Raw genomic sequence first — 19,909 nt, forward strand, 5'->3', positions numbered from 1 at the left:
GCCGCTATTGTTCGGTTATCGAACAGTAGCCCCCTCCAGCGAATTGACGGTCGCCGATTCACTGCCCACCATGCACCGGCCTTGCGTGTAGCCCCTGCCTGGGGCCAGGTCACGTTCGAGAAACCGCAGTTCATTACAATTTCAAGAAACGACCAGGATATGAACCACTCCAAGCTCACTACCGCCAGCCCACAGCTGCCGTCCGCCGGCATCGGCGACAAGATCCGTGGCGCCTTCGCCGTCGGCAAGACCCGCTGGGGCATGCTCGCCCTGGTGTTCTTCGCCACCACCTTGAACTACATCGACCGCGCCGCGCTCGGCATCATGCAGCCAGAACTGGCCAAAGCCATGAGCTGGACGGCGATGGACTACGCCAACATCAACTTCTGGTTCCAGGTCGGCTATGCGGTCGGTTTCCTGTTGCAGGGCCGGCTGATCGACAAGGTCGGCGTCAAGCGCGCGTTCTTCGCTGCCGTACTGCTATGGAGCCTGGCCACCGGCGCCCACGGCCTGGCCACTTCGGCTGCCGGCTTCATGGTCTGCCGCTGCATCCTCGGCCTGACCGAAGCGGCCAACTACCCGGCCTGCGTGAAGACCGTGCGCCTGTGGTTCCCTGCCGGTGAGCGCGCCATCGCCACCGGCCTGTTCAATGCCGGCACCAACGTCGGCGCCATGGTCACCCCGGCCCTGCTGCCGTTGATTCTCACCGTCTGGGGCTGGCAGGCCGCGTTCATCGCCATGGGCTGCCTGGGCCTGGTCTGGCTGGTGTTCTGGGGCCTGAAGTACTTCAACCCGGAAGAGCACCCACGGGTACGCCAGAGCGAGCTCGACTACATCCAGCAGGACGTCGAGCCAGAGGTGGCGCGCCTGCCCTTCAGCCGCATCCTCGGCATGCGCGGCACCTGGGCCTTCGCCGTGGCCTACTCGATCACCGCGCCGGTATTCTGGTTCTACCTGTACTGGCTGCCACCGTTCCTCAACCAGCAGTACAACCTGGGCATCAGCGTGACCCAGATGGGCATCCCGCTGATGCTGATCTGGCTGACTGCCGACTTCGGCAGCATCGGCGGCGGCATTCTCTCCTCGTGGCTGATCGGCCGCGGCGTGCGCGCCACCACCGCGCGCCTGGTGTCGATGCTGATCTTCGCCTGCACCATGGTCAGCGTGACCTTCGCCGCCCATGCCAGCGGGCTGTGGATCGCGGTGCTGGCCATCGCCCTGGCAGTCGGCGCGCACCAGGCCTGGACGGCGAATATCTGGAGCCTGGTGATGGACTACACGCCCAAGCACCTGATCAGCACGGTATTCGGCTTCGCCAGCATGTGTGCGGCGGTTGGCGGGATGTTCATGACGCAGATCGTCGGCAGCGTGCTGATGGCGACGAACAACAACTATGCCGTGCTGTTCACCATGATTCCGGCCATGTACTTCCTGGCGCTGATCTGGATGTACTTCATGGCGCCGCGCAAGCTCGAAGCCTGAACAACGCGGCTTCCAGTTACCTCGATGGGGCCCTGACGGGCCCCTTTTTTACGCCTGTGCAATTTCTGCTCTGTGAAGCTCCCAATGCTGGCGCGGTCCTTGTGGGAGCGGGTTCACCCGCGAACACCGGCAAAGTCGGTGCCATATACCGTATTGGATTCTTCGCGGGCAAACCCGCTCCCACAGGGGCGGTGTATCGCTTGAGTTCGTTATACGCTGGCGAGAACCGCCTTGGCCTTCTCCAGCGCCTTGCGCGCACGCTGCTCACCACTGATGCCCTGTTCCATCAACTGCCGGGTGGGGATCTCCAGGCTCAACGGCACGGTCGCCGGCAAGCCACGCAACAGTCCCACCAGGTCGGCATCGCCCTCCCCCGGGAAGCGCCGTTCGTTGCGCGCCTGGCGCAGGATCTCGTCCATGTCGGCAGGCACCGGGCCGGCGACGTCGCACAGTTGGGCATAGCGCATGCACTGCGCTGGCAATTGGACCAGGTCTTCCAGCGCAGAGCGTGAGCGGTTGAAGTGGAAGGCGTCGACCAGCACGCAACCATTGGCGCGGTCGGCGTTGGCCACCACGCGCATGGCCTGGCGCAGGTCGCGCACGTCGGTCCAGGGCATGAACTCCAGGTGCGGGTGGATGCCATAGCCGGCTGCCAGGTCGCACAGCTCGGCAAAACGTGCGGTAAGGCGCGCTTCATCCGGGTCGTTGCCGGCCACCAGCAGTTCGGTGCCACCCAGCTCGGCACCCACTGCCAATATCGCCTCGAAATCGGCCACGCAGGTGTCGGGCTTGAGCCGGAGGATTTCCAGGTCGAGCACCTTGATGCCAGTGTCGCGCAGGCGCGCCTGGGTCTGCCGGCGCAGGTCGGCGTCAGCCACCAACGGGAAATGCTGCTCCTGCTCGGTGGCTGGCACCAGGCGCAGGCCCACATGGCTGTAACCGGCACGGGCGGCAGCCTCCACCATTTCTGGCGGGGAAAGTTCGAGCACCGTCAAGGCAGCGAGGGAAAAGATTCGGTCGGTCATGTCATTTACCTAAGGACGAAAGATCAGGCGATCAGCTCTGGCGCACAGGCCCGACCCGTTTCGGCTGCCTGGCGGATTGCTTCGACGAGGGCCAGGGTGCGGCCAGCGTCGGCAGCATCGATCAACGGCGCTTCTGTGCCCTGGACTACGCGGATGAAGTGCTGCAACTGCAACGTCAGCGCCTCGCCTGCAGGGATGGCTTCCTCGCTCTGCAACAACGGTGTGTGCCAGCCTGAGCCAGCCTCGGCGTAATGCCAGCGCTTGAGCTGCGGAATGCTCAGTGCCCCGTGGGTGCCGGCCAGCAGGTAGCAGGGCTGGCCGTCCTGGCGTGGGTAGATCGGGCTTTCGCCGGAGTCCAGTTCCCAGCTCCATGGCGCGGCCACTGCGTCGGAACCGGTCAGGCTGCCCAGCGCGCCGTTGGCGAACTGCAGCAGCACTGCCGCGCTGTCTTCGTTGGCGAAGCCGCGCACGTCGTTGCGGGTGAAGGCCTGCACCTGCACCACCTCACCACACAAGTGGCGCAGCAGGTCGAGGTCGTGGATCAGGTTGGTGAGCAGAAAGCCCGCCCCCGGCTCGCGGCGCCAGGGCGTTTCGAAGTAACTGTCAGGCTTTTGCAACTGCCACAGCGCGGTGACATTGATCAGCCGGCCGAGCTTGCCTTCGCCAATCACCTGATGGGCCTTGGCGATCAGCGGGTTGTGCCGCCGGTGATGGCCGACCAGTACCGGCACGCCCCGGCGGCGCGAGGCTTCTACCAGCGCACGGACTTCATCGAGGTGCACGCCCACCGGCTTTTCCACCAGCACCGGCACACCGGCTTCGACGCAATCCAGGGCGCAGGCCACGTGCAGGTTGTTGGGGTTGGCGACGATCACCGCATCGGGCCGGGCTTGCTCGAGCATCTGCCGGTGATCGGCGAAGCAGGTAACCCCGCACTCGGCAGCGAAAGCCTCGGCCTGTGGGCCCGGGTCTGCCACGGCGCATAGCTGGGCTTGCGCGAGCCCGCGCAGATGCTGGTAATGCTGGCGGCCCATGATACCGGCACCGATCAGGGCGATTCGTAGGGGTGAGTTCAACGCACTGTCCTCTTGTCGTTATTGTGGTGCAGATTGTGAAACCAAGTTCCATAATCGACACTGCACAATGTAGAACCAAGTTCAGCTTTTCAGAACGCCCCACCCAACAGACCGTGCGATTACCGACCAGAAATGCACATCAGGCAAACAATTCGCTCGCTCGGCTGGCTGCCGACAGCTCTTCGGCCGCCGCCAGCAGCAGCGGCGCCAGCTCGGCCAGGCGCGCTTGCGCCAGGCGGGCACTGGGGCCGGCAACGCTGAGCACGCCGATTACCTCGTCGCTTTGCGGGCGACGAACCACGGCAGCCAGGGCGGATGTACCGATGGCCGAGGTCTGCTCGACCCAGGCATAGCCGCGCTCCCTGGCGCGGTGCAGGTAGGCAAGCAGCTCATCGATCGAGCGTGGCGCATTGGGGCCGAACTCGGCCGGGTCGGCAATGCCCTGGCGCAAGACCATCTGCAGCGCTTGTTCATCGCTCAGGCTGGCCAGCCAGGCGTGCCCGGAAGCGGTATAGAACAGCGGCGCGTCACGGCCCATGTCCGGGTCGTAACGCAGCCCGGAACGGGCACCCTGGGACTTGGCAATCCAGGTCTGGCGGTTGCCTTCGATCACGCCGAGGCGCACCAGCTCGCCGCTGTCCTGGGCCAGGCGGTCGAGAATGGGCTGAATGATGTCGGCGCCGCTGCTGGCCAGGTAGCGAAAGCCCATCGCCACCAGCTTGGCGGACAGCTGATAGCGGCTGTTGTCGCGGTTCTGCCGGACATAGCCCAGGCGCACCAGCTCGGTGAGCATGCGGTGGGCGGCGCTCTTGGGAATGTCCAGGCGCTCGGCCAGGGTTTGCAGCGGCAAGCCGTAGGGTTCGCCGGTAAGGCTTTCAACAAGACTGAAGGCGCGTTCGATCTGACTACCAGCCATGACGTGTATCCCTGAAAATTTGCCGAATTCTAGAAGATGATTCCATGCCGTCGATAGCCACCGCGACCTGCAAGCATTGAAGTGTCCGGTAATCGACCAGAAGTTTGCACCTGGCCTTGCAGTAGCTTCCGCCAAAAATGAATATTATGGAATTCAGTTGCAATAAAAATTCAGGAGACACCGCAATGCCCGCCGAATCGTTCCCAAGCGACTGCGACGTACTGGTCATCGGCTCTGGCGCAGCCGGGCTGGCAGCGGCGGTCACGGCCGCCTGGCATGGGCAGAAGGTCATCCTGGTCGAAAAGGACCCGGTACTTGGCGGCGCCACCGCCTGGTCCGGTGGCTGGGCCTGGGTGCCACGCAATCCGCTGGCCCGGCGCGCTGGCATCAGCGAGGACATCGACCAACCGCGCACCTACCTGCGCAACGAACTGGGCACGCACTACGACGCCGAGCGCGTCGATGCGTTTCTCGAAGCCTGCCCGCACATGGTCGCCTTTTTCGAGCAGCACACGGCACTGCAGTTCGCCGACGGCAACGGCATCCCCGACATGCATGGCGACACGCCCGGCGCGGCCCTCGGCGGCCACCAGGTGATTGCCGCGCCATACGATGCCAGCCAGCTGGGCGCGCTGCTGCCGCGCCTGCGCAAGACCCTGCGCGAAACCTCGTTCATGGGCATGCCGATCATGGCCGGCGCCGACCTGGCCGCCTTCCTCAACATGACCCGCTCGCCGCGTGCCTTGCTGCACGTGTGCAAGCGCTTTGCTCGCCACCTGTACCATCTGGCCCGCCATGGCCGGGCGATGCACCTGGTCAACGGCGTGGCGTTGGTGGCCCGGCTGGCGAAGTCGGCTGACGACCTGGGCGTGCGGATGTTCGAGTCGACAGCGGCCAAGGGCCTGCTGATGGAAGACGGCAAGGTGCTGGGGGCGACCCTTGCAACCCCGCAAGGCGAACGGGCGATACGTGCCAAGGCCGTGGTGCTGGCAGCGGGCGGCTTCCCCAATGACCCCGCACGGCGCCGGCAGCTGTTCCCGCGCGACAGCAGCGGCCACGACAACCTCGCCCTGCCCCCACCGTCTTGCTCCGGCGATGGCCTGCGCCTGGGCGAGTCGGCCGGCGGCGTGGTAGCCAGCGACCTCAAGTCGCCAGTGGCCTGGGCGCCGGTGTCCAAGGTGCCACACCGCGACGGCAGCGTCGGCCACTTCCCGCACATCATCGAACGCGGCAAGCCAGGCATCATCGGCGTGCTGGCCAACGGCAAGCGCTTCGTCAACGAGGCGCATGGCTACTACGACTATGTGTCGGCAATGGTCGCAGCCGTACCGCCAGGCGAGGAAGTCTGTTCGTGGCTGATCTGCGACCACCGCTTCCTTCGCCGCTTCGGCCTCGGCTACGTACGCCCCGCGCCGCTGCCAGTGGGGCCACACCTGCGCAACGGCTACCTCAAGCGCGGCACGACCCTGGAACAGTTGGCCCAGGCTTGCGGTATCGACCCCGCTGGGCTGAACGCTACGGTAACCACCTTCAACCTGCATGCGCGCCAAGGCCAGGACCCAGCCTTCGGCCGCGGCACGACACCCTTCAACCGCAAACAGGGCGACCCGCTGCACAAGGGCCCGAACCCCTGCGTGGCGCCTATCGAGCAGGGGCCGTTCTATGCGGTGAAGGTGCAACCCGGCTGCTTCGGCACCTTCGCCGGCCTGCGCACCGACGGCCATGCCCGCGTGCTGAACGACGCCGGCCAGCCAATCAGCGGCCTGTACGCGGCCGGCACCGACATGGCCAGCGTGTTCGGCGGCTGGTACCCGTCGGGCGGCATCAACCTCGGGCCGGCGCTGACCTTTGGCTATGTCGCCGGGCGGCATATCAGCGGCGTAACGGAGTACGAATAGCGCCAGCGGCTGGCGAACCATGGACATTGGCAGGGTTTGCCACTCAAACTGAGCGCGCCCCCAAGAAAATGAGCGCCCACCGACCTTACCCGAGGAGGACGACTGCCCTTGAACAAGAACACCGAGCCTTCACGCGGCTGGCTGGCCAGCAAGCTCCTCGCCGACGGCCAGGAACCGGACCCGCGCTTCACCCTGGCCAACGAGCGCACCTTCCTCGCCTGGATCAGGACCGCGCTGGCGCTGCTGGCAAGCGGCATCGCCGTGGACATGTTCACGGCCGAGATCTTCAGCCCCGGTACCCGCCGCCTGCTGGCGGTGGCGTTGATCAGCCTGGCCCTGCTGCTGAGCCTGCCGGCCTTCGCCCGTTGGCTCAATGTGGAACGGGCGATGCGCCAGAAGCGACCGCTGCCGTTCCCGCTGATCGCCCCGGCGTTATCGATCGGGGTTTCGCTGGTGATGGCGTTTTTTGCCTACGCTGTGTTCTTCCATGCCTGACCCACAGCTTGCCCACGCCGATGAGGGGTTGCAGCCGGAGCGTACGCTGCTGGCTTGGCGCCGCACCATCATGGCGATGGTCGTGTGCAGTTGCTTCTTCCTGCGCTGGGTACCGCACCATCGCTGGTTGGCTGTGGCACCGGCGGTGCTCTGCCTGCTGGCCGCCGGTGCCGCCTGGCTGCGTTTGCGACGGCGTTACCGGCGCCATGTGACGGGCCTGCGTGCCGAGACCATCGCCTCGGGCGTCACCGTCAACCTGCTGTTGGCCGCCTGCGTTACCGCACTGTGTGCGATCGAGCTGATCGCGATCCTGGCGTGGTAGCCAGGGTGAACTAGAACTGCCCTAGCCAGTACGCCACATCCACCTCATCGATCTGCTCGCGGCGCAAGAACCGCCCGGCATACTCCAGGTACACCCCACTGCTGAGAAACAGCCGCAACAGTTGCCCGTCGATATGGTTGTCGCGGGCCATGAACACCAGGATCTTCACCGACTCGGACAAGGTTTTCGCCGGCTTGTACGGCCGGTCGGCGGCCGTCAGCGCTTCGAAGATATCGGCAATGGCCATCACCCGCTCGGCAACGCCAAGATCGTCCTTGCCCAACCGGCGCGGGTAGCCGCCGCCATCCATCCTTTCATGGTGGTTGCCTGCGATGTCCGGTACACGCCGCAATTGGCGCGGAAACGGCAGCGCAGTCAGCATGGTGATGGTCTGCACGATATGTTCGTTGATCTTGAAGCGCTCTTCATCGTTCAGCGTGCCACGGCGGATCGCCAGGTTGTACAGCTCGCCCTGATTGCTGGCATTGGCCGGCAGGCGCATGTCGAAGCCCCAGACGTTGCGCGGGTCGCCCTTGACCACCGGTGGCTTGCGCGCTCCCCAGGGCTGCAGATGCTCGGGCCGGTCCGCCAGCAGCGCTTCATCGGCCGGCAAGGTTGCAGGTGCCGCACCGGCAAAGCGTTGCTCTTCATCGCGGGAAATGCCCAGGCGGTTGTCGAAATGCCGCTGCCAGCGGCGCTGGCCGATGCGCTGCAGGCGCTCCACATCCTCATCCTGCATGAACTCGCCACCGATATTGGCCCTGGCGACGAACGCGAACTCTTCCTGCAGTTCGGCGCGGCACTGCTCCAGCGTGCGCTGCAGCACCGGCTCGGCTTCGCCAGCGGCCAAGCCTTGCCAGTACGCAAGCTCGGCATCGCGCCAGAGCACCTCGAAGCGCATGCGCACTTCATGGATTCGGTTGTACAGGGTCTCCAACTTGGTCGCCTTGTCCACCACGTACTCGGGGCTGGTGACCTTGCCGCAATCATGCAGCCAGGCGGCAATACGGAACTCGTAGCGCTCGGCCTCGGTCATGCTGAAGTCGGCAAAGGGGCCGCTGTCGGCCTGCATGGCCTTGTCCAGCAGCATCTGCGCCAATTGCGGCACACGCTCGCAGTGGCCACCGGTGTAGGGGCTCTTGGCATCGATGGCGTCGGCCAGCAGCTTGATCATCGCGTCCAGCAGGCGCTGCTGGGCTTCGACCAGCTGGCGCGTCTCGATGGCCACGGCGGCGGCGCCGGACAGTTCTTCGACGAAGCGGCGGAACGGCTCCCTTACTTCAGCATTCTCGCCCTTCAATTCCAGGACGAGAATGCCGAGCAGCTCATGACCCCGGTCATTGAGCACCACTGCAAGGCTGCGCCCACCCAGCGCCAGGGCCCGTGTGACCGTACCCGCCAGGTCACGGTGATCGGCCTCGCCTAGCGTCAGCTCCTCGGGGTAACCCGAACCCCGGCAGGACGCGGCCAGGCGCAGGTGGGCATGCTGGTCATCGAACAGATACACCGCCCCGGCACCGACCCCGGCAGCTTCCACCAGGTGCGTCAGCACGCCATCGAGCATGCGTTCCAGCTGGGTCTCGCGACTGAGCGTCAGCGTGATCGCCTGCAAACTGCCGATGGTGCCGGACATGCGCCTGAGCACCTGGCTCAGCTCGCGTACTTCGGTCACCCGCGAGCCCACCCCCACTTCGCGGCTGAAATCGAAGCCGGCCAAGGCACGCACCTGGTCGGCCAACTGGTGCAGCGGGCGGCCGATACGCCGGCCGAGCAAGCCGCCGAGCAACAGGAGCACGGCCATCAGCGCGGCCGTCCACAGCAGTTGCTCGAACAGCACCTTGCGCGCCCCCGCCAGCAGTTCATGTGCGGGCACCGCGATCAGCACTTGCAGGTCCTGCCCGGCCAGGGTCGTCAGTTGCACGCGCATGCCGAACCACTTCGCGCCCTCTACCTGATAGAGCTGGGGTCGCGTGCCCTGGGGCAGGTTGGCGTAAACCTGCTGCAAGCTGGGTACGCCCAGTTCGGCGATCCGCGACAGGCGCACGCTTTCGCCTTCATGGACGATGACCCGCTGCAGGTCCGGGTAAGCCACCACATTGCCGCGGCTGTCGACCACGGCGATTTCGGTGCCGGGGGTCATGCGCAGGTCGCGGGTTTCGCTGGCCAGGTCGTCGACCGAGACATCCATGCCGAGCACCGCCGCGCCGTCGACGCTGCGCTGGGCCATGGTCATGCCGATTTCGCGGGTGGTGAAGAAGACATAGGGGTGAGTCAGCACGGTACCGGATTGTGCGCTGGCGTCGACGAACCAGGGGCGTGAGCGTGGGTCGTAATGATAGTCAGGCATGGCCTGGGCCTTGAGCAGGGTCAGGGCACCGTCATAGAAGCGCCACTCGCCGAGCATCGCGCCGCCCTCGCCCAGGCTGACACTCTGCACCAGGAAGCGGCTGCCCGCCGGCGCGGCAAAGCGCGACAGCAACTCTGGGTCGCGCAAGCGGCGCACCAGCAGGAATTCGCCGTTGGGGTAACCAACGTAGGCGGCGCTGAGCATCTTGTTGGCATTCAGGCTTTCGACCAGCTGTGGCAAGCGCTCCAGGCGCTGCGGCAGGTTGCTGGCGGCCGGGTTGAAGGCCAGCAGGCGAATGCTGCTCTGGGCAGGGTCGACCAGGCGCCGGGCGCGTTCATCGATGGTCTTGCCGACTTGCTGGGCAGCATCGCCAGCGGCGGCCACCAGGGCCTGGCTGATGCCGCGATAGCCTTGCCAGGCAAGGCCGGCGCCAAGCAGCAGCATGCCGAGCATGATGGCCAGGGCCACCAGCCATTGCAGGGAGATTGTGCGCCCGGGTTTGCTCATGGGTGCCCGCTCCATTCGGCAGGCCGATCCCATGACCCCAGGCTCGCCCACAGGCGGCCCGCTGCGCCGGCAGCAAGACCCTTCAGCACGCTGACCATCCAAGGCACTCCCTGTGTGGCGACTTTCAACAGTGTAATCAGCCAGAACGATCATGCCGGGCGAGTGTCGTGCGCTGCCAGCAAGGCAGCCCGATAGTGGCACAGCGACATTGCGCGGTTCAATGCTCTGCGCTTGGCCTCAGCGCATATGCCCGGTAGAATTGCCCCCGGGTGCTAGCTGCAAGATGCAGTGATGCAGGTTAAAGAACAGTGTAGGTCGGGCCGCCTGCAGGAGTTCTTGTGCCTATGCAAAAAACCAAATTGACGCGTGCCCAGCAGCTGGCCCAACGCGCCTTCGCCAATTTCGAGCGCTTCCTGCACATCGAAGCGGTCAGCGGCATCGTCCTGCTGATCACGGCCGTTGCCGCCCTGATCTGGGCCAACTCCCCGGCCGCCGCCAGCTACGACGCCCTCTGGCACACGCCGATCAGCTTCGGCATCGGCTCGCTGAGCTTCTCGCAGTCCCTGCACTTCTGGATCAACGATGGCCTGATGACCATCTTCTTCCTGGTGGTGGGCATGGAGATCCGCCGCGAAATCCACGAGGGCGCCCTGGCCAGCCTGCGCCAGGCTACCTTGCCCATGGCCGCCGCGGTTGGCGGCGTAGCGGTACCTGCGCTGATCTACCTGGCCTTCGGCCATGCGCCAGCCGAGCAGCAAGGCTGGGCCGTGCCGACTGCCACCGACATCGCCTTCGCGGTCGGCGTGCTGGCCCTGCTGGGCAAGTCGATCCCGTCCAACATCCGCGTGTTCCTGCTGGCCCTGGCGATCATCGATGACATCATCGCCGTGCTGATCATCGCCATCTTCTACTCCGGCGGCCTCGACTACAGCGGCTTCGGCGTAGCCGCCATCGGCTTGCTGCTGGTGATCGGCCTGCAGAAGATCGGCGTCGGCTCGGCCTGGGCCTATGTCATTCCTGGCACCATCACCTGGGTCGGCATGCTGATGACCGGCGCCCACCCGACCCTGGCCGGCGTGATACTCGGCCTGATGACCCCGGTAGCCGCCATGCCACTGGGCGAGCGCCCGCTGGATGCGGTCTCGCGCTTCACCAACGACCTGCTGGGCCGGGCCAAGGCCCCCGAGCAGGACACTGGCGACCTCAGCGCCCCACTCAAGCGCCTGCGCCTGGCCCAGCGTGAGCTGGTACCGCCGGTAACCCGTGTAGGAGGCGCCCTGCACCCTTGGGTAGCCTACGCAATCATGCCGCTGTTCGCCCTGGCCAACGCCGGTGTCGGCCTGTCGGGCATCGACCTGTCAGCCGAAGGGCCGCACTGGGTGATGACCGCCGTGGCCGTGGCCCTGGTGGCCGGCAAGCCGCTGGGCATCATCGGCGTCAGCTGGCTGATGGTGCGCCTGGGCTGGTGCAGCCTGCCGGCCCAGGTCAACTGGCGCGGCATCACCTTGATCGGCCTGCTGGCCGGTATCGGCTTCACCATGTCGATCTTCATTGCCAACCTGGCCTACAGCGACCCGGCCTCCCTGGGTGCAGCCAAACTCGGCGTGCTGTCGGGCTCGGTGATCGCTGCCGTACTGGGCCTGGCCTGGGGCGTCACAGGCCTGCGCAAAGGCGCCAGCAAGGCGCCCGTGCAAGCGGGCTGAAGCCAACCGGGGCCTGCGGGCCCCGGCATTTTTCTGTATACAAAAATTTCAAACTTTGCTTACATGCATGCCTGTGCGCCTACGACATCGGCCAACGTCGCTGCGTATTGCGCCAGGCATGAGCGATGCAAGCTTCCCTGCAACATACCCCCAAGACCCTCCTGGTCAAGAACGCCGCACTGCTGGTCACCATGGACGGCGAACGCCGTGAAATCAAAGGTGGCGGGCTTTATATCGAAGACAACCTGATCAAGCAGGTCGGCCCCAGCGATACGCTGCCGCAGCACGCCGATGTGATCCTGGACATGGCCGGCAAGGTGGTCATCCCGGGCCTGGTCAACACCCACCACCACATGTACCAGAGCCTTACCCGCGTGGTGCCGGCAGCCCAGGACGGCGAGCTGTTCAACTGGCTGACCAACCTGTACCCGATCTGGGCGCGGCTGACCCCGGAAATGATCTCGGTTTCGACCCAGACAGCCATGGCCGAGCTGATCCTGTCTGGCTGCACCACCTCCAGTGACCACCTGTACATCTACCCCAACGGCTGCAAGCTCGATGACAGCATCCATGCTGCCGGCGAGATCGGCATGCGCTTCCATGCCGCCCGCGGCAGCATGAGCGTGGGCCGCAGCCAGGGCGGCCTGCCGCCTGATTCGGTCGTAGAGAAGGAAAGCGACATCCTCAAGGAATCGCAGCGCCTGATCGAGGACTACCACGATGCCAGCCACGGTTCGATGCTGCGCGTGGTGGTGGCGCCCTGCTCACCATTCTCGGTCAGCCGCGACCTGATGCGCGAGGCCGCCGTGCTGGCGCGCAACTACGGCGTATCGCTGCACACCCACCTGGCCGAGAACGTCAACGACATCGCCTACAGCCGCGAGAAATTCGGCATGACCCCGGCCGAATACGCCGAAGACCTCGGCTGGGTCGGCCACGATGTGTGGCACGCCCACTGTGTGCAGCTCGACCAGCACGGCATCGAGCTGTTTGCCCGCACCGGCACCGGTGTCGCCCACTGCCCTTGCTCGAACATGCGCCTGGCCTCGGGCATCGCGCCGATTCGCAAGATGCGCGACCACGGCGTGCCGGTGGGCCTTGGCGTGGACGGCTCGGCCTCCAACGACGGCGCCAGCATGATTGGCGAGGTACGCCAGGCGCTGCTACTGCAGCGCGTCGGTTTCGGCCCGGACGCGATGACCGCCCGCGAAGCCCTGGAAATCGCCACCCTGGGCGGCGCCAAGGTGCTCAACCGCAACGACATTGGCGCCCTGGCGCCGGGCATGATCGCCGACTTCGTCGCCTTCGACCTGGGCCACGTGGCCTATGCCGGTGCCCTGCACGACCCCTTGGCGGCCCTGGTGTTCTGCACCCCGACCCACGTCGACACCAGCGTGATCAATGGCCGGGTGGTGGTGCAGGATGGCCGTATCACCACCATCGACCTGCCGCGGGTACTGGAGCGCCACAACCAGTTGGCCTACCAGCTCGTCAGCGGCGAATGACCTGAACAGCCCTGGCCGCTGCGCTTGAAAAAGCGCGGCGCGCCTTGCTGCGGCTGCGTTTTACCTGTTTCACCCCAATGCGACTGAAACCGTGCAGTTAGACGCGTAACAAAAACAACAGCGAGCTACTCACCATGACATCTACCGCTACACCTCGTCCGGAAGACGAGAACCTCGGTATTGGCGCCAACTTCGCCTACGGCCTGCAGCATGTGCTGACCATGTATGGCGGCATGATTGCCGTGCCGCTGATCATCGGCCAGGCTGCCGGCCTGTCACCGGCCGATGTGGGCATGCTGATCGCCGCCTCACTGTTCGCCGGGGGCCTGGCCACCTTGCTGCAGACCCTTGGCGTGCCGTTCTTCGGCTGCCGCCTGCCGCTGGTCCAGGGGGTTTCCTTTGCCAGCGTGGCGACCATGGTCGCGATCATCGGCAATGACGGCACCGGCGGCCTGCAGGTGGTGTTCGGCGCCGTGATCGTGTCGTCGCTGATCGGCCTGCTGATCACCCCGCTGTTCTCGCGCATCATTCAGTTCTTCCCGCCGCTGGTGACAGGCATCGTCATCACCACCATCGGCCTGACCCTGATGCCGGTGGCGGCGCGCTGGGCCATGGGCGGCAACAGCCAGGCGGCTGACTTCGGCAGCACGGCCAACATCAGCCTGGCCGCGTTCACCCTGGCCTGCGTGCTGTTGCTGAGCAAGCTTGGCAGCGCCAGCCTGTCGCGCCTGTCGATCCTGCTGGCGATGGTCATCGGTACCCTGGTGGCCATGGCCTTCGGCATGGCCGACTTCACCCAGGCGCTTGACGGCCCTTCGGTGGCGCTGCCGGAAGTGCTGCACTTCACGCCCGAGTTCCAGCTGGCGGCGATCCTGTCGATGCTGATCGTCATCGTGGTGACCATGGTCGAGACCTCGGCAGACATCCTCGCCGTGGGCGAAATCATCGGCACCGACGTCGATGCCCGGCGCCTGGGCAACGGCCTGCGCGCCGACATGATTTCCAGCGCCCTGGCACCGCTGTTCGGTTCCTTCACCCAAAGCGCGTTCGCGCAGAACGTCGGCCTGGTGGCGGTGACCGGGGTCAAGAGCCGCTATGTGGTGGCCAGCGCCGGCTTCATCCTGGTCACCCTCGGCCTGCTGCCGGTGATGGGCCGGCTGGTGGCTGCGGTACCGACCGCCGTACTCGGCGGCGCCGGCGTGGTGCTGTTCGGCACCGTCGCGGCCAGCGGCATCCGTACCCTGGCCCAGGTGGACTACCGCAACAACATGAACCTGATCATCGTCGCCACCTCGATCGGCTTCGGCATGATCCCGATCGCCGCACCGGGCTTCTACCACCATTTCCCGAGCTGGTTCGAGACCATCTTCCACTCCGGCATCAGCTCGTCGGCGATCATGGCGATCCTGCTCAACCTGTTGTTCAACCACCTGCGCGCCGGCAACTCCGACCAGCAATCGGTGTTCGTCGCCGCCAGTGAGCGAACCCTGCGTTACCACGACGTGGCCTGGCTCAATGAAGGCGACTTCTTCCGCGATGGCAAGCTGTTCGACTGCGACGGCAAGGAAGTGCCGATCGTCGAGGCCGAAGCGGCGCACGGGCATGCCGCTGCCCCGGCCAGGAAACAGGTCGATCACGCGCACTGACAGGCAAACTGAAACCACATGAACAAATCTTCATGTTGGCCGTCAACGCCCTGATGGTGGGGTGGATGCGCGATATGGGGCGGTGACCCGGTCGCGCTTGCCTTGAGGCGCGGGGCCGGGTTGCGTAGCATCGCCGGCCCCGGGGCCGCTGGGCGGCCCATTCGTGGGCATGCCCGCTCCCACAGATACTGCGCAAGCTCAAGATCGGCGCGGTACCTGTGGGAGCGGGCTTGCCCGCGAACGAGGGCGAAGCCCTCGCCTGCCGAATCCGCTACTGTACAGAGCCCCCATGCCGCAACCGATCCCCCTCAAGGACCACGAAAAGGAAAAACACCTGGTCAACCGCCGGCTGCTGGCCTGCGCCGCCCTGGTGTTCAGCCTGTGCGCGGTCCTCGTGGGCCGGCTCTACGTGCTGCAGGTGCTGCAGCACGACCAGCAGAGCGCGGTGTCGGAAAACAACCGCGTGCACATCCTGCCCATCGCCCCCGAGCGCGGGCTGATCTATGACCGCAACGGCGTGGTACTGGCCGACAACAAGCCCAGCTTCGACCTGACCATGACCCGCGAGCGCGCCGGCGACTCGGCCAAGGTACTCGATAGCCTGGCCGAAATCTTCAGCCTCGGCGAAGACGACCGCAAGCAGTTCGACAAGGACCTGCGCCGCGGCCGCAAGCCGTTCGAGCCGGTAACCCTGATGGTCGGCCTGACCGAAGAGCAGATCGCCCTGATCGCGGTCAACCAGTTCCGCCTGCCTGGCCTGGACGTGGAACCACAGTTCATTCGTGAATACCCGCTGGCCGAGCACTTCGCCCATTCTGTCGGCTATGTCGGGCGCATCAACGAAAAGGAAGCCAAGACCCTCGACAGCACCGAGTACCGCGGCACCCAATCGATCGGCAAGACCGGCATCGAGCACTTCTACGAGGCCCAGTTGCACGGCCACGTGGGCTATGAAGAAGTGGAAACCAACGCCCAGGGCCGGGTGATGCGTGTGCTCAACCACAAGGACCCGATCCCCGGCAAGGACATCATCCTCAGCCTCGACTCGCACCTGCAGGTGGCCGCCGAGAAGGCCCTGGGCGACCGCCGCGGTGCGGTGGTGGTGCTCGACCCGGCCAACGGCGACGTGCTGGCGATGGTCAGCAACCCGAGCTTCGACCCCAACCTGTTCGTCAAGGGCATCAGCTTCAAGCAGTACGCCGCCCTGCGCGACTCGATCGACCGGCCACTGTTCAACCGCGTGCTGCGCGGCCTGTATGCGCCCGGCTCGACGGTCAAGCCGGAAGTGGCCATCGCCGGCCTCGACAGCGGCGTGATCACCCCCGGCAGCCGGGTGTTCGACCCGGGCTACTACGAGCTGCCCAACTATGACCACAAGTACCGTAACTGGAACCACAGTGGCGATGGCTGGGTAGACATGTACACCGCCATCATGCGTTCCAACGACACCTACTTCTACGACCTGGCGCACAAGCTCGGCATCGACCGCCTGCACGACTACATGGCCGAGTTTGGCCTTGGCCAGAAGGTCTCGCTGGACATGTTCGAGGAAGCGCCCGGGCTGATGCCTTCGCAAGCCTGGAAGCGCGCCACCCGCCGCCAGGCGTGGTTCCCGGGCGAGACGCTGATCCTCGGCATCGGCCAGGGCTACATGCAGGTCACCCCGCTGCAACTGGCCCAGGCCACCAGCCTGCTGGCCAGCAAGGGTGTGTGGCACCGCCCGCACCTGGCCATGACCGTGGGTGGCGAGACCCCGGTCGACCCTAACCCGATGCCCGACATCGTGCTGCACGACAAGCACGCCTGGGACCAGGTCAACGTCGGCATGCAGATGGTCATGCACGATGCGCGCGGTATCGCCCGCGCCGCTGCGGCTGGCGCCCAGTACCGCATCGCCGGCAAGAGCGGCACGGCGCAGGTGGTGGCGATCAAGCAGGGCGAGCGCTACAACCGTAACAAGACCCTTGAGCGGCACCGCGACAACGCCCTGTTCGTCGGCTTTGCCCCGGCTGACCACCCCAGCGTGGTGGTGGCGGTGATGATCGAGAACGGCGAGGCCGGCGGCCGTGTTGCCGGGCCGGTGGTGCGCGAAGTCATGGATGCCTATCTGCTCGATGAGCAAGGCCACCTGAAGCCGCAGTATGCCGGCACTCCGGCGGCCAAGGCCGTGCCGCACAGCTGAGGTGCCGGTGGAAACACTGCTGTCTCAAATTGCTACATTCCGAAGCGCCAGCACGGCGCTTCTGATCTGCCCGGTGCCATCCCGCCTGTCCGATCGCACTATTTAACCGTTCTATATCAATACCTTACCTCGAAATCAGGATAGTCGCGGAGGTCTTCAGGCCTGCTTTTTGCTTGAACATTCAAGTGAATTGTAATGCATACCCCGAAGACCAAGAGTTCGCCCGAGCGATCCGCGTCAAGTCATACCCTGCGAGGCATCCATGACCCCTGCAAGCCGTGTTTCCGACGACCACTTCCAGGCCTGGCTGAGCCAGGTCAACGAAGCCTGCGGCCATTTCAACGGCCGCAAGCTCGACCCTGGTTTCGTCGGCCAGCTGGAAAAGTGCCAGGTAGGCCAGATCTCCATGAGTATCGTCGACATGACCCAGGTCAACCTGTTCCGTGGCCCGCGGGAAATCCGCGCCAGCAGTGCGGACAATTACTTCGCCGTGCTGCAGATGGCCGGCACTTCGCGCATCGAACACCAGGACGCGTGCATCGAACTGCAGGCCGGCGACCTCACCCTGATCGATGCCAGCACACCGCTGGACATGCACTTCCACCAGCGCTCGCGCCAGCTGTCGCTGATCCTGCCACGCAACCAGGTGCAAAGCGGCACCCGTGGGGTCGGCGTGGCCTGCGCCAGGCGTATCGAGGCAAACACGCCCTTGGCCAGCATGGCCCGGCTGATGATGCTCGAAGCCGGCCGCACCCAGCACATGGCCAACCACGAAAGCCAGGCCGTGCTCGACGCGCTGATCGCCCTGCTGCGCCCGGCGATTGCCCAGGACACCATCCCGGGCAGCCACGAACGCATGTTCCGCAAGGCCCTGGCGCTGATCGACCAGAACATCACCTGCGAAAGCCTCAGCCCCGAGTTCATCGCCCGCGAAGTGGGCATCTCGATGCGCAGCCTGTACCGCATCTTCGCCAAGCACGGGCTGGTCATCGCCCAGTACATCCGCAACCGCCGCCTGGACTTCTGCGCCGAGAGCCTGCGCAACCCGGCCATGGACCAGAAGGTCTCGTCGCTGGGCTACGCCTGGGGGTTTTCCGACTCGAGCTATTTCAGCACCGCGTTCAAGGCCCGCTTCGGCATGACCCCTGGCGAGTACCGCAAGCGCCACGCCAACTGACACGCCGGGCAAACCGGCCGCAATCAGCACCTTCCGCTCCACGAAGGCCCCGCAACGGGGCCTTCGGCGTTTCAGCCCTGCTGTCACCTTGGCACGGTGCCAAAGGCATCTGGCAGCCAGCACAAAAGCAGGCGCCAGGGCTTCCTGCATGATCGTTGGCATGTCTTCGGAACTTCTGCCAAACCCATAACAAAGGAAGCCAGACCATGCACCACCGCCCGTTTCGTCTCACCTTGGCCGCAGTCCTGGCCGGGGTCTCGCTGGAGGCATCCGCCGTGGAGCTCTACGGCGATGACGAGCGCCACCTCAATGCCAACGTGGAGGCCGTGTTCGGTGCATTCCACAGCGAAGAAAGCTACGCCATCGCCCGCGACCAACCAGGCTCCACCTCTTGGCGCGAGGGCTACATCAAATACGGCCTGAGCGGCGACCAGCGCCTGGGTGGCAGCGGCTCGCTGTACGGCGCCTTTGCCCTGCTCAGTTCCGGCACCTGGGGCGATGGCGACGCCGCCGGCTTCAGTGACGGCAGCGAGCGCACTACCAAGATCGAGGACGCCTACCTGGGCTGGAAGTCCGGCAACCTGGTGCCGGCACTGGGTGAGGACGGTATCGACCTGTCGTTTGGCAAGCAGACGGTCGCGGTCGGTGACGGCTTCCTGATCCAGGGCGACTCGCTGAACGTCGGCCACGGCCTGGCCGATGGCCAGTTCAACCGCGGCGGCGCCTACTACCTGGCCGCACGCAAGAGCTTCGACAAGACCGCCGTGTTGCGCCTGGGCGGCAAGCAGGGCTGGCGCAGCGACCTGATGTGGCTGCAATCGGACAACCGCGCCCAGGCCAAGACCGAAATGCACGTCGCCACCCTGGAACACGTGGCCGATGCCGGCACGGTAGGCCTGACCTACATTGGCACCACCCACGTCGACGAGGAGTTTGCCTCGCCGCAGCAGCTGGAACGTGACGGCATGAAGACCTACAGCCTGCGCGGCCAGGGCAATGCCGGGGTGGAAAACCTGTTCCTTTCCGGCGAGTACGCCAAGCAGGACAAACCGCACACCGCCACCGAGGATGCCTGGTACCTGGAAGCGGGCTGGACCTTCGCCGACGTGCCATGGCAACCAAACATCAGCTACCGCTACAGCCGTTTCTCCGAAGGCTATGACACCTTGTTCTACGGGCTCGGCCGCGGCCTGGGCACGTGGTTCCAGGGCGAAGTGGCCGGCAACTATGCCGGGCCGTTCAACAGCAATGCGCGGATTCAGAAAGTGGGGCTGACGGTGAAACCGACCCCGTCGCTCAACGTGGGCATCATGGGTTTCAAATTCGACACCATCGACCGCAGCCTGGGCAATGCCGACGGGCATGAAGTGGATCTGTATGCGGAGTGGACGATCAACGAACACCTGATGATCGTGCCGCTGGTAGGCTTGTACCAACCGGATCGCAGTGCCGAGCAAGGTGGGACGCAGCTGGGCAATGACAACCGCAACCTGTATAGCCAGGTGGTGTTCGTCAGTACCTTCTGAGTCGCCCCCTTCGCGGGCAAGCCCGCTCCCACAGGTACTGCACAGATTTCAAGAGCTGTGCAGTACCTGTGGGAGCGGGCTTGCCCGCGAAGAGGCTAACCC

14 protein-coding genes are annotated in these 19,909 nt (G+C 65.3%); 10 read left to right on the forward strand and 4 right to left on the reverse strand.

Features of this window, described 5'->3' with window-relative positions; all coding sequences use genetic code 11:
* Positions 1 to 159 precede the first annotated feature (159 nt).
* A complete protein-coding gene (locus BUQ73_RS15115) occupies positions 160 to 1,482 on the forward strand; it encodes an MFS transporter (RefSeq protein ID WP_079228660.1) in 1,323 nt (440 codons plus the stop codon).
* A 209-nt stretch (positions 1,483 to 1,691) separates the two neighbouring features.
* Here the strand turns inward: BUQ73_RS15115 and BUQ73_RS15125 are convergent, their stop codons facing one another.
* The 3 genes from BUQ73_RS15125 to BUQ73_RS15135 all read right to left on the reverse strand — a co-directional run bounded on the left by BUQ73_RS15125 (position 1,692) and on the right by BUQ73_RS15135 (position 4,499).
* Complete coding sequence (locus tag BUQ73_RS15125; protein ID WP_079228661.1) at positions 1,692 to 2,507, reverse strand: sugar phosphate isomerase/epimerase family protein; 816 nt, start codon at positions 2,505 to 2,507, stop codon at positions 1,692 to 1,694.
* A gap of 23 nt (positions 2,508 to 2,530) precedes the next feature.
* The gene (locus BUQ73_RS15130; RefSeq protein WP_079228662.1) at positions 2,531 to 3,583 is read right to left on the reverse strand and encodes a Gfo/Idh/MocA family protein; all 1,053 of its coding nucleotides are present in this window, start codon (positions 3,581 to 3,583) and stop codon (positions 2,531 to 2,533) included.
* A 139-nt stretch (positions 3,584 to 3,722) separates the two neighbouring features.
* On the reverse strand, positions 3,723 to 4,499 hold the full coding sequence (locus tag BUQ73_RS15135) for an IclR family transcriptional regulator (RefSeq protein ID WP_079228663.1): 777 nt from the start codon (positions 4,497 to 4,499) through the stop codon (positions 3,723 to 3,725).
* Between the two features lie 185 nt (positions 4,500 to 4,684).
* Between BUQ73_RS15135 and BUQ73_RS15140 the strand changes: the two genes are divergently transcribed.
* The 3 genes from BUQ73_RS15140 (at position 4,685) to BUQ73_RS15150 (ending at position 7,214) form a co-directional block, all read left to right on the forward strand.
* The gene (locus BUQ73_RS15140) at positions 4,685 to 6,397 is read left to right on the forward strand and encodes an FAD-dependent oxidoreductase (protein ID WP_079228664.1); all 1,713 of its coding nucleotides are present in this window, start codon (positions 4,685 to 4,687) and stop codon (positions 6,395 to 6,397) included.
* 108 nt (positions 6,398 to 6,505) lie between these two features.
* Positions 6,506 to 6,892: a YidH family protein gene (locus BUQ73_RS15145; protein WP_027919356.1), complete on the forward strand. Its 387-nt coding sequence runs from the start codon at positions 6,506 to 6,508 to the stop codon at positions 6,890 to 6,892.
* Positions 6,885 to 7,214 (forward strand): DUF202 domain-containing protein, encoded by a 330-nt coding sequence (locus BUQ73_RS15150; protein WP_079228665.1) that lies wholly within the window; start codon positions 6,885 to 6,887, stop codon positions 7,212 to 7,214. Before BUQ73_RS15145 ends, BUQ73_RS15150 begins: the two co-directional genes overlap by 8 nt.
* Before the next feature lie 10 nt (positions 7,215 to 7,224).
* Here the strand turns inward: BUQ73_RS15150 and BUQ73_RS15155 are convergent, their stop codons facing one another.
* Positions 7,225 to 10,068, reverse strand: coding sequence for an HD domain-containing phosphohydrolase (locus BUQ73_RS15155; protein ID WP_079228666.1), 2,844 nt, complete (start codon positions 10,066 to 10,068; stop codon positions 7,225 to 7,227).
* A 344-nt stretch (positions 10,069 to 10,412) separates the two neighbouring features.
* On the opposite strand from BUQ73_RS15155, the gene nhaA reads away from it, so the two are divergent.
* From nhaA to BUQ73_RS15185, 6 genes are all read left to right on the forward strand, one after another.
* Positions 10,413 to 11,771 carry a Na+/H+ antiporter NhaA gene (nhaA, locus tag BUQ73_RS15160; RefSeq protein WP_079228667.1) on the forward strand — a complete coding sequence of 453 codons (1,359 nt, stop codon included), beginning with the start codon at positions 10,413 to 10,415 and terminating at the stop codon, positions 11,769 to 11,771.
* A gap of 125 nt (positions 11,772 to 11,896) precedes the next feature.
* Positions 11,897 to 13,276: an 8-oxoguanine deaminase gene (locus BUQ73_RS15165; protein WP_060485395.1), complete on the forward strand. Its 1,380-nt coding sequence runs from the start codon at positions 11,897 to 11,899 to the stop codon at positions 13,274 to 13,276.
* Positions 13,277 to 13,410: 134 nt separating this feature from the next.
* Positions 13,411 to 14,922, forward strand: coding sequence for a nucleobase:cation symporter-2 family protein (locus BUQ73_RS15170; protein WP_079228668.1), 1,512 nt, complete (start codon positions 13,411 to 13,413; stop codon positions 14,920 to 14,922).
* Positions 14,923 to 15,211: 289 nt separating this feature from the next.
* On the forward strand, positions 15,212 to 17,104 hold the full coding sequence (gene mrdA / locus BUQ73_RS15175; RefSeq protein ID WP_079228669.1) for a penicillin-binding protein 2: 1,893 nt from the start codon (positions 15,212 to 15,214) through the stop codon (positions 17,102 to 17,104).
* Positions 17,105 to 17,366: 262 nt separating this feature from the next.
* Positions 17,367 to 18,281 (forward strand): transcriptional regulator FeaR, encoded by a 915-nt coding sequence (gene feaR / locus BUQ73_RS15180; RefSeq protein WP_079228670.1) that lies wholly within the window; start codon positions 17,367 to 17,369, stop codon positions 18,279 to 18,281.
* Between the two features lie 206 nt (positions 18,282 to 18,487).
* Entirely contained in the window at positions 18,488 to 19,807 is a 1,320-nt protein-coding gene (locus BUQ73_RS15185; RefSeq protein ID WP_079228671.1) for a hypothetical protein, read from the forward strand.
* Positions 19,808 to 19,909: the final 102 nt, after the last annotated feature.

This window comes from Pseudomonas putida, assembly GCF_002025705.1.
GTDB classification, from domain to species: Bacteria; Pseudomonadota; Gammaproteobacteria; order Pseudomonadales; family Pseudomonadaceae; genus Aquipseudomonas; species Aquipseudomonas putida_J.

What these genes read in the sequence shown, in the direction of transcription:
- BUQ73_RS15115 (WP_079228660.1), top strand. Translation starts at nt 160, where the DNA reads ATGAACCACTCCAAGCTCACTACCGCCAGCCCACAGCTGCCGTCCGCC.
- BUQ73_RS15125 (WP_079228661.1), bottom strand. Translation starts at nt 2,507, where the DNA reads ATGACCGACCGAATCTTTTCCCTCGCTGCCTTGACGGTGCTCGAACTT.
- BUQ73_RS15135 (WP_079228663.1), bottom strand. Translation starts at nt 4,499, where the DNA reads ATGGCTGGTAGTCAGATCGAACGCGCCTTCAGTCTTGTTGAAAGCCTT.
- BUQ73_RS15140 (WP_079228664.1), top strand. Translation starts at nt 4,685, where the DNA reads ATGCCCGCCGAATCGTTCCCAAGCGACTGCGACGTACTGGTCATCGGC.
- BUQ73_RS15150 (WP_079228665.1), top strand. Translation starts at nt 6,885, where the DNA reads ATGCCTGACCCACAGCTTGCCCACGCCGATGAGGGGTTGCAGCCGGAG.
- BUQ73_RS15155 (WP_079228666.1), bottom strand. Translation starts at nt 10,068, where the DNA reads ATGAGCAAACCCGGGCGCACAATCTCCCTGCAATGGCTGGTGGCCCTG.
- nhaA (WP_079228667.1), top strand. Translation starts at nt 10,413, where the DNA reads ATGCAAAAAACCAAATTGACGCGTGCCCAGCAGCTGGCCCAACGCGCC.
- BUQ73_RS15165 (WP_060485395.1), top strand. Translation starts at nt 11,897, where the DNA reads ATGCAAGCTTCCCTGCAACATACCCCCAAGACCCTCCTGGTCAAGAAC.
- BUQ73_RS15170 (WP_079228668.1), top strand. Translation starts at nt 13,411, where the DNA reads ATGACATCTACCGCTACACCTCGTCCGGAAGACGAGAACCTCGGTATT.
- mrdA (WP_079228669.1), top strand. Translation starts at nt 15,212, where the DNA reads ATGCCGCAACCGATCCCCCTCAAGGACCACGAAAAGGAAAAACACCTG.
- feaR (WP_079228670.1), top strand. Translation starts at nt 17,367, where the DNA reads ATGACCCCTGCAAGCCGTGTTTCCGACGACCACTTCCAGGCCTGGCTG.
- BUQ73_RS15185 (WP_079228671.1), top strand. Translation starts at nt 18,488, where the DNA reads ATGCACCACCGCCCGTTTCGTCTCACCTTGGCCGCAGTCCTGGCCGGG.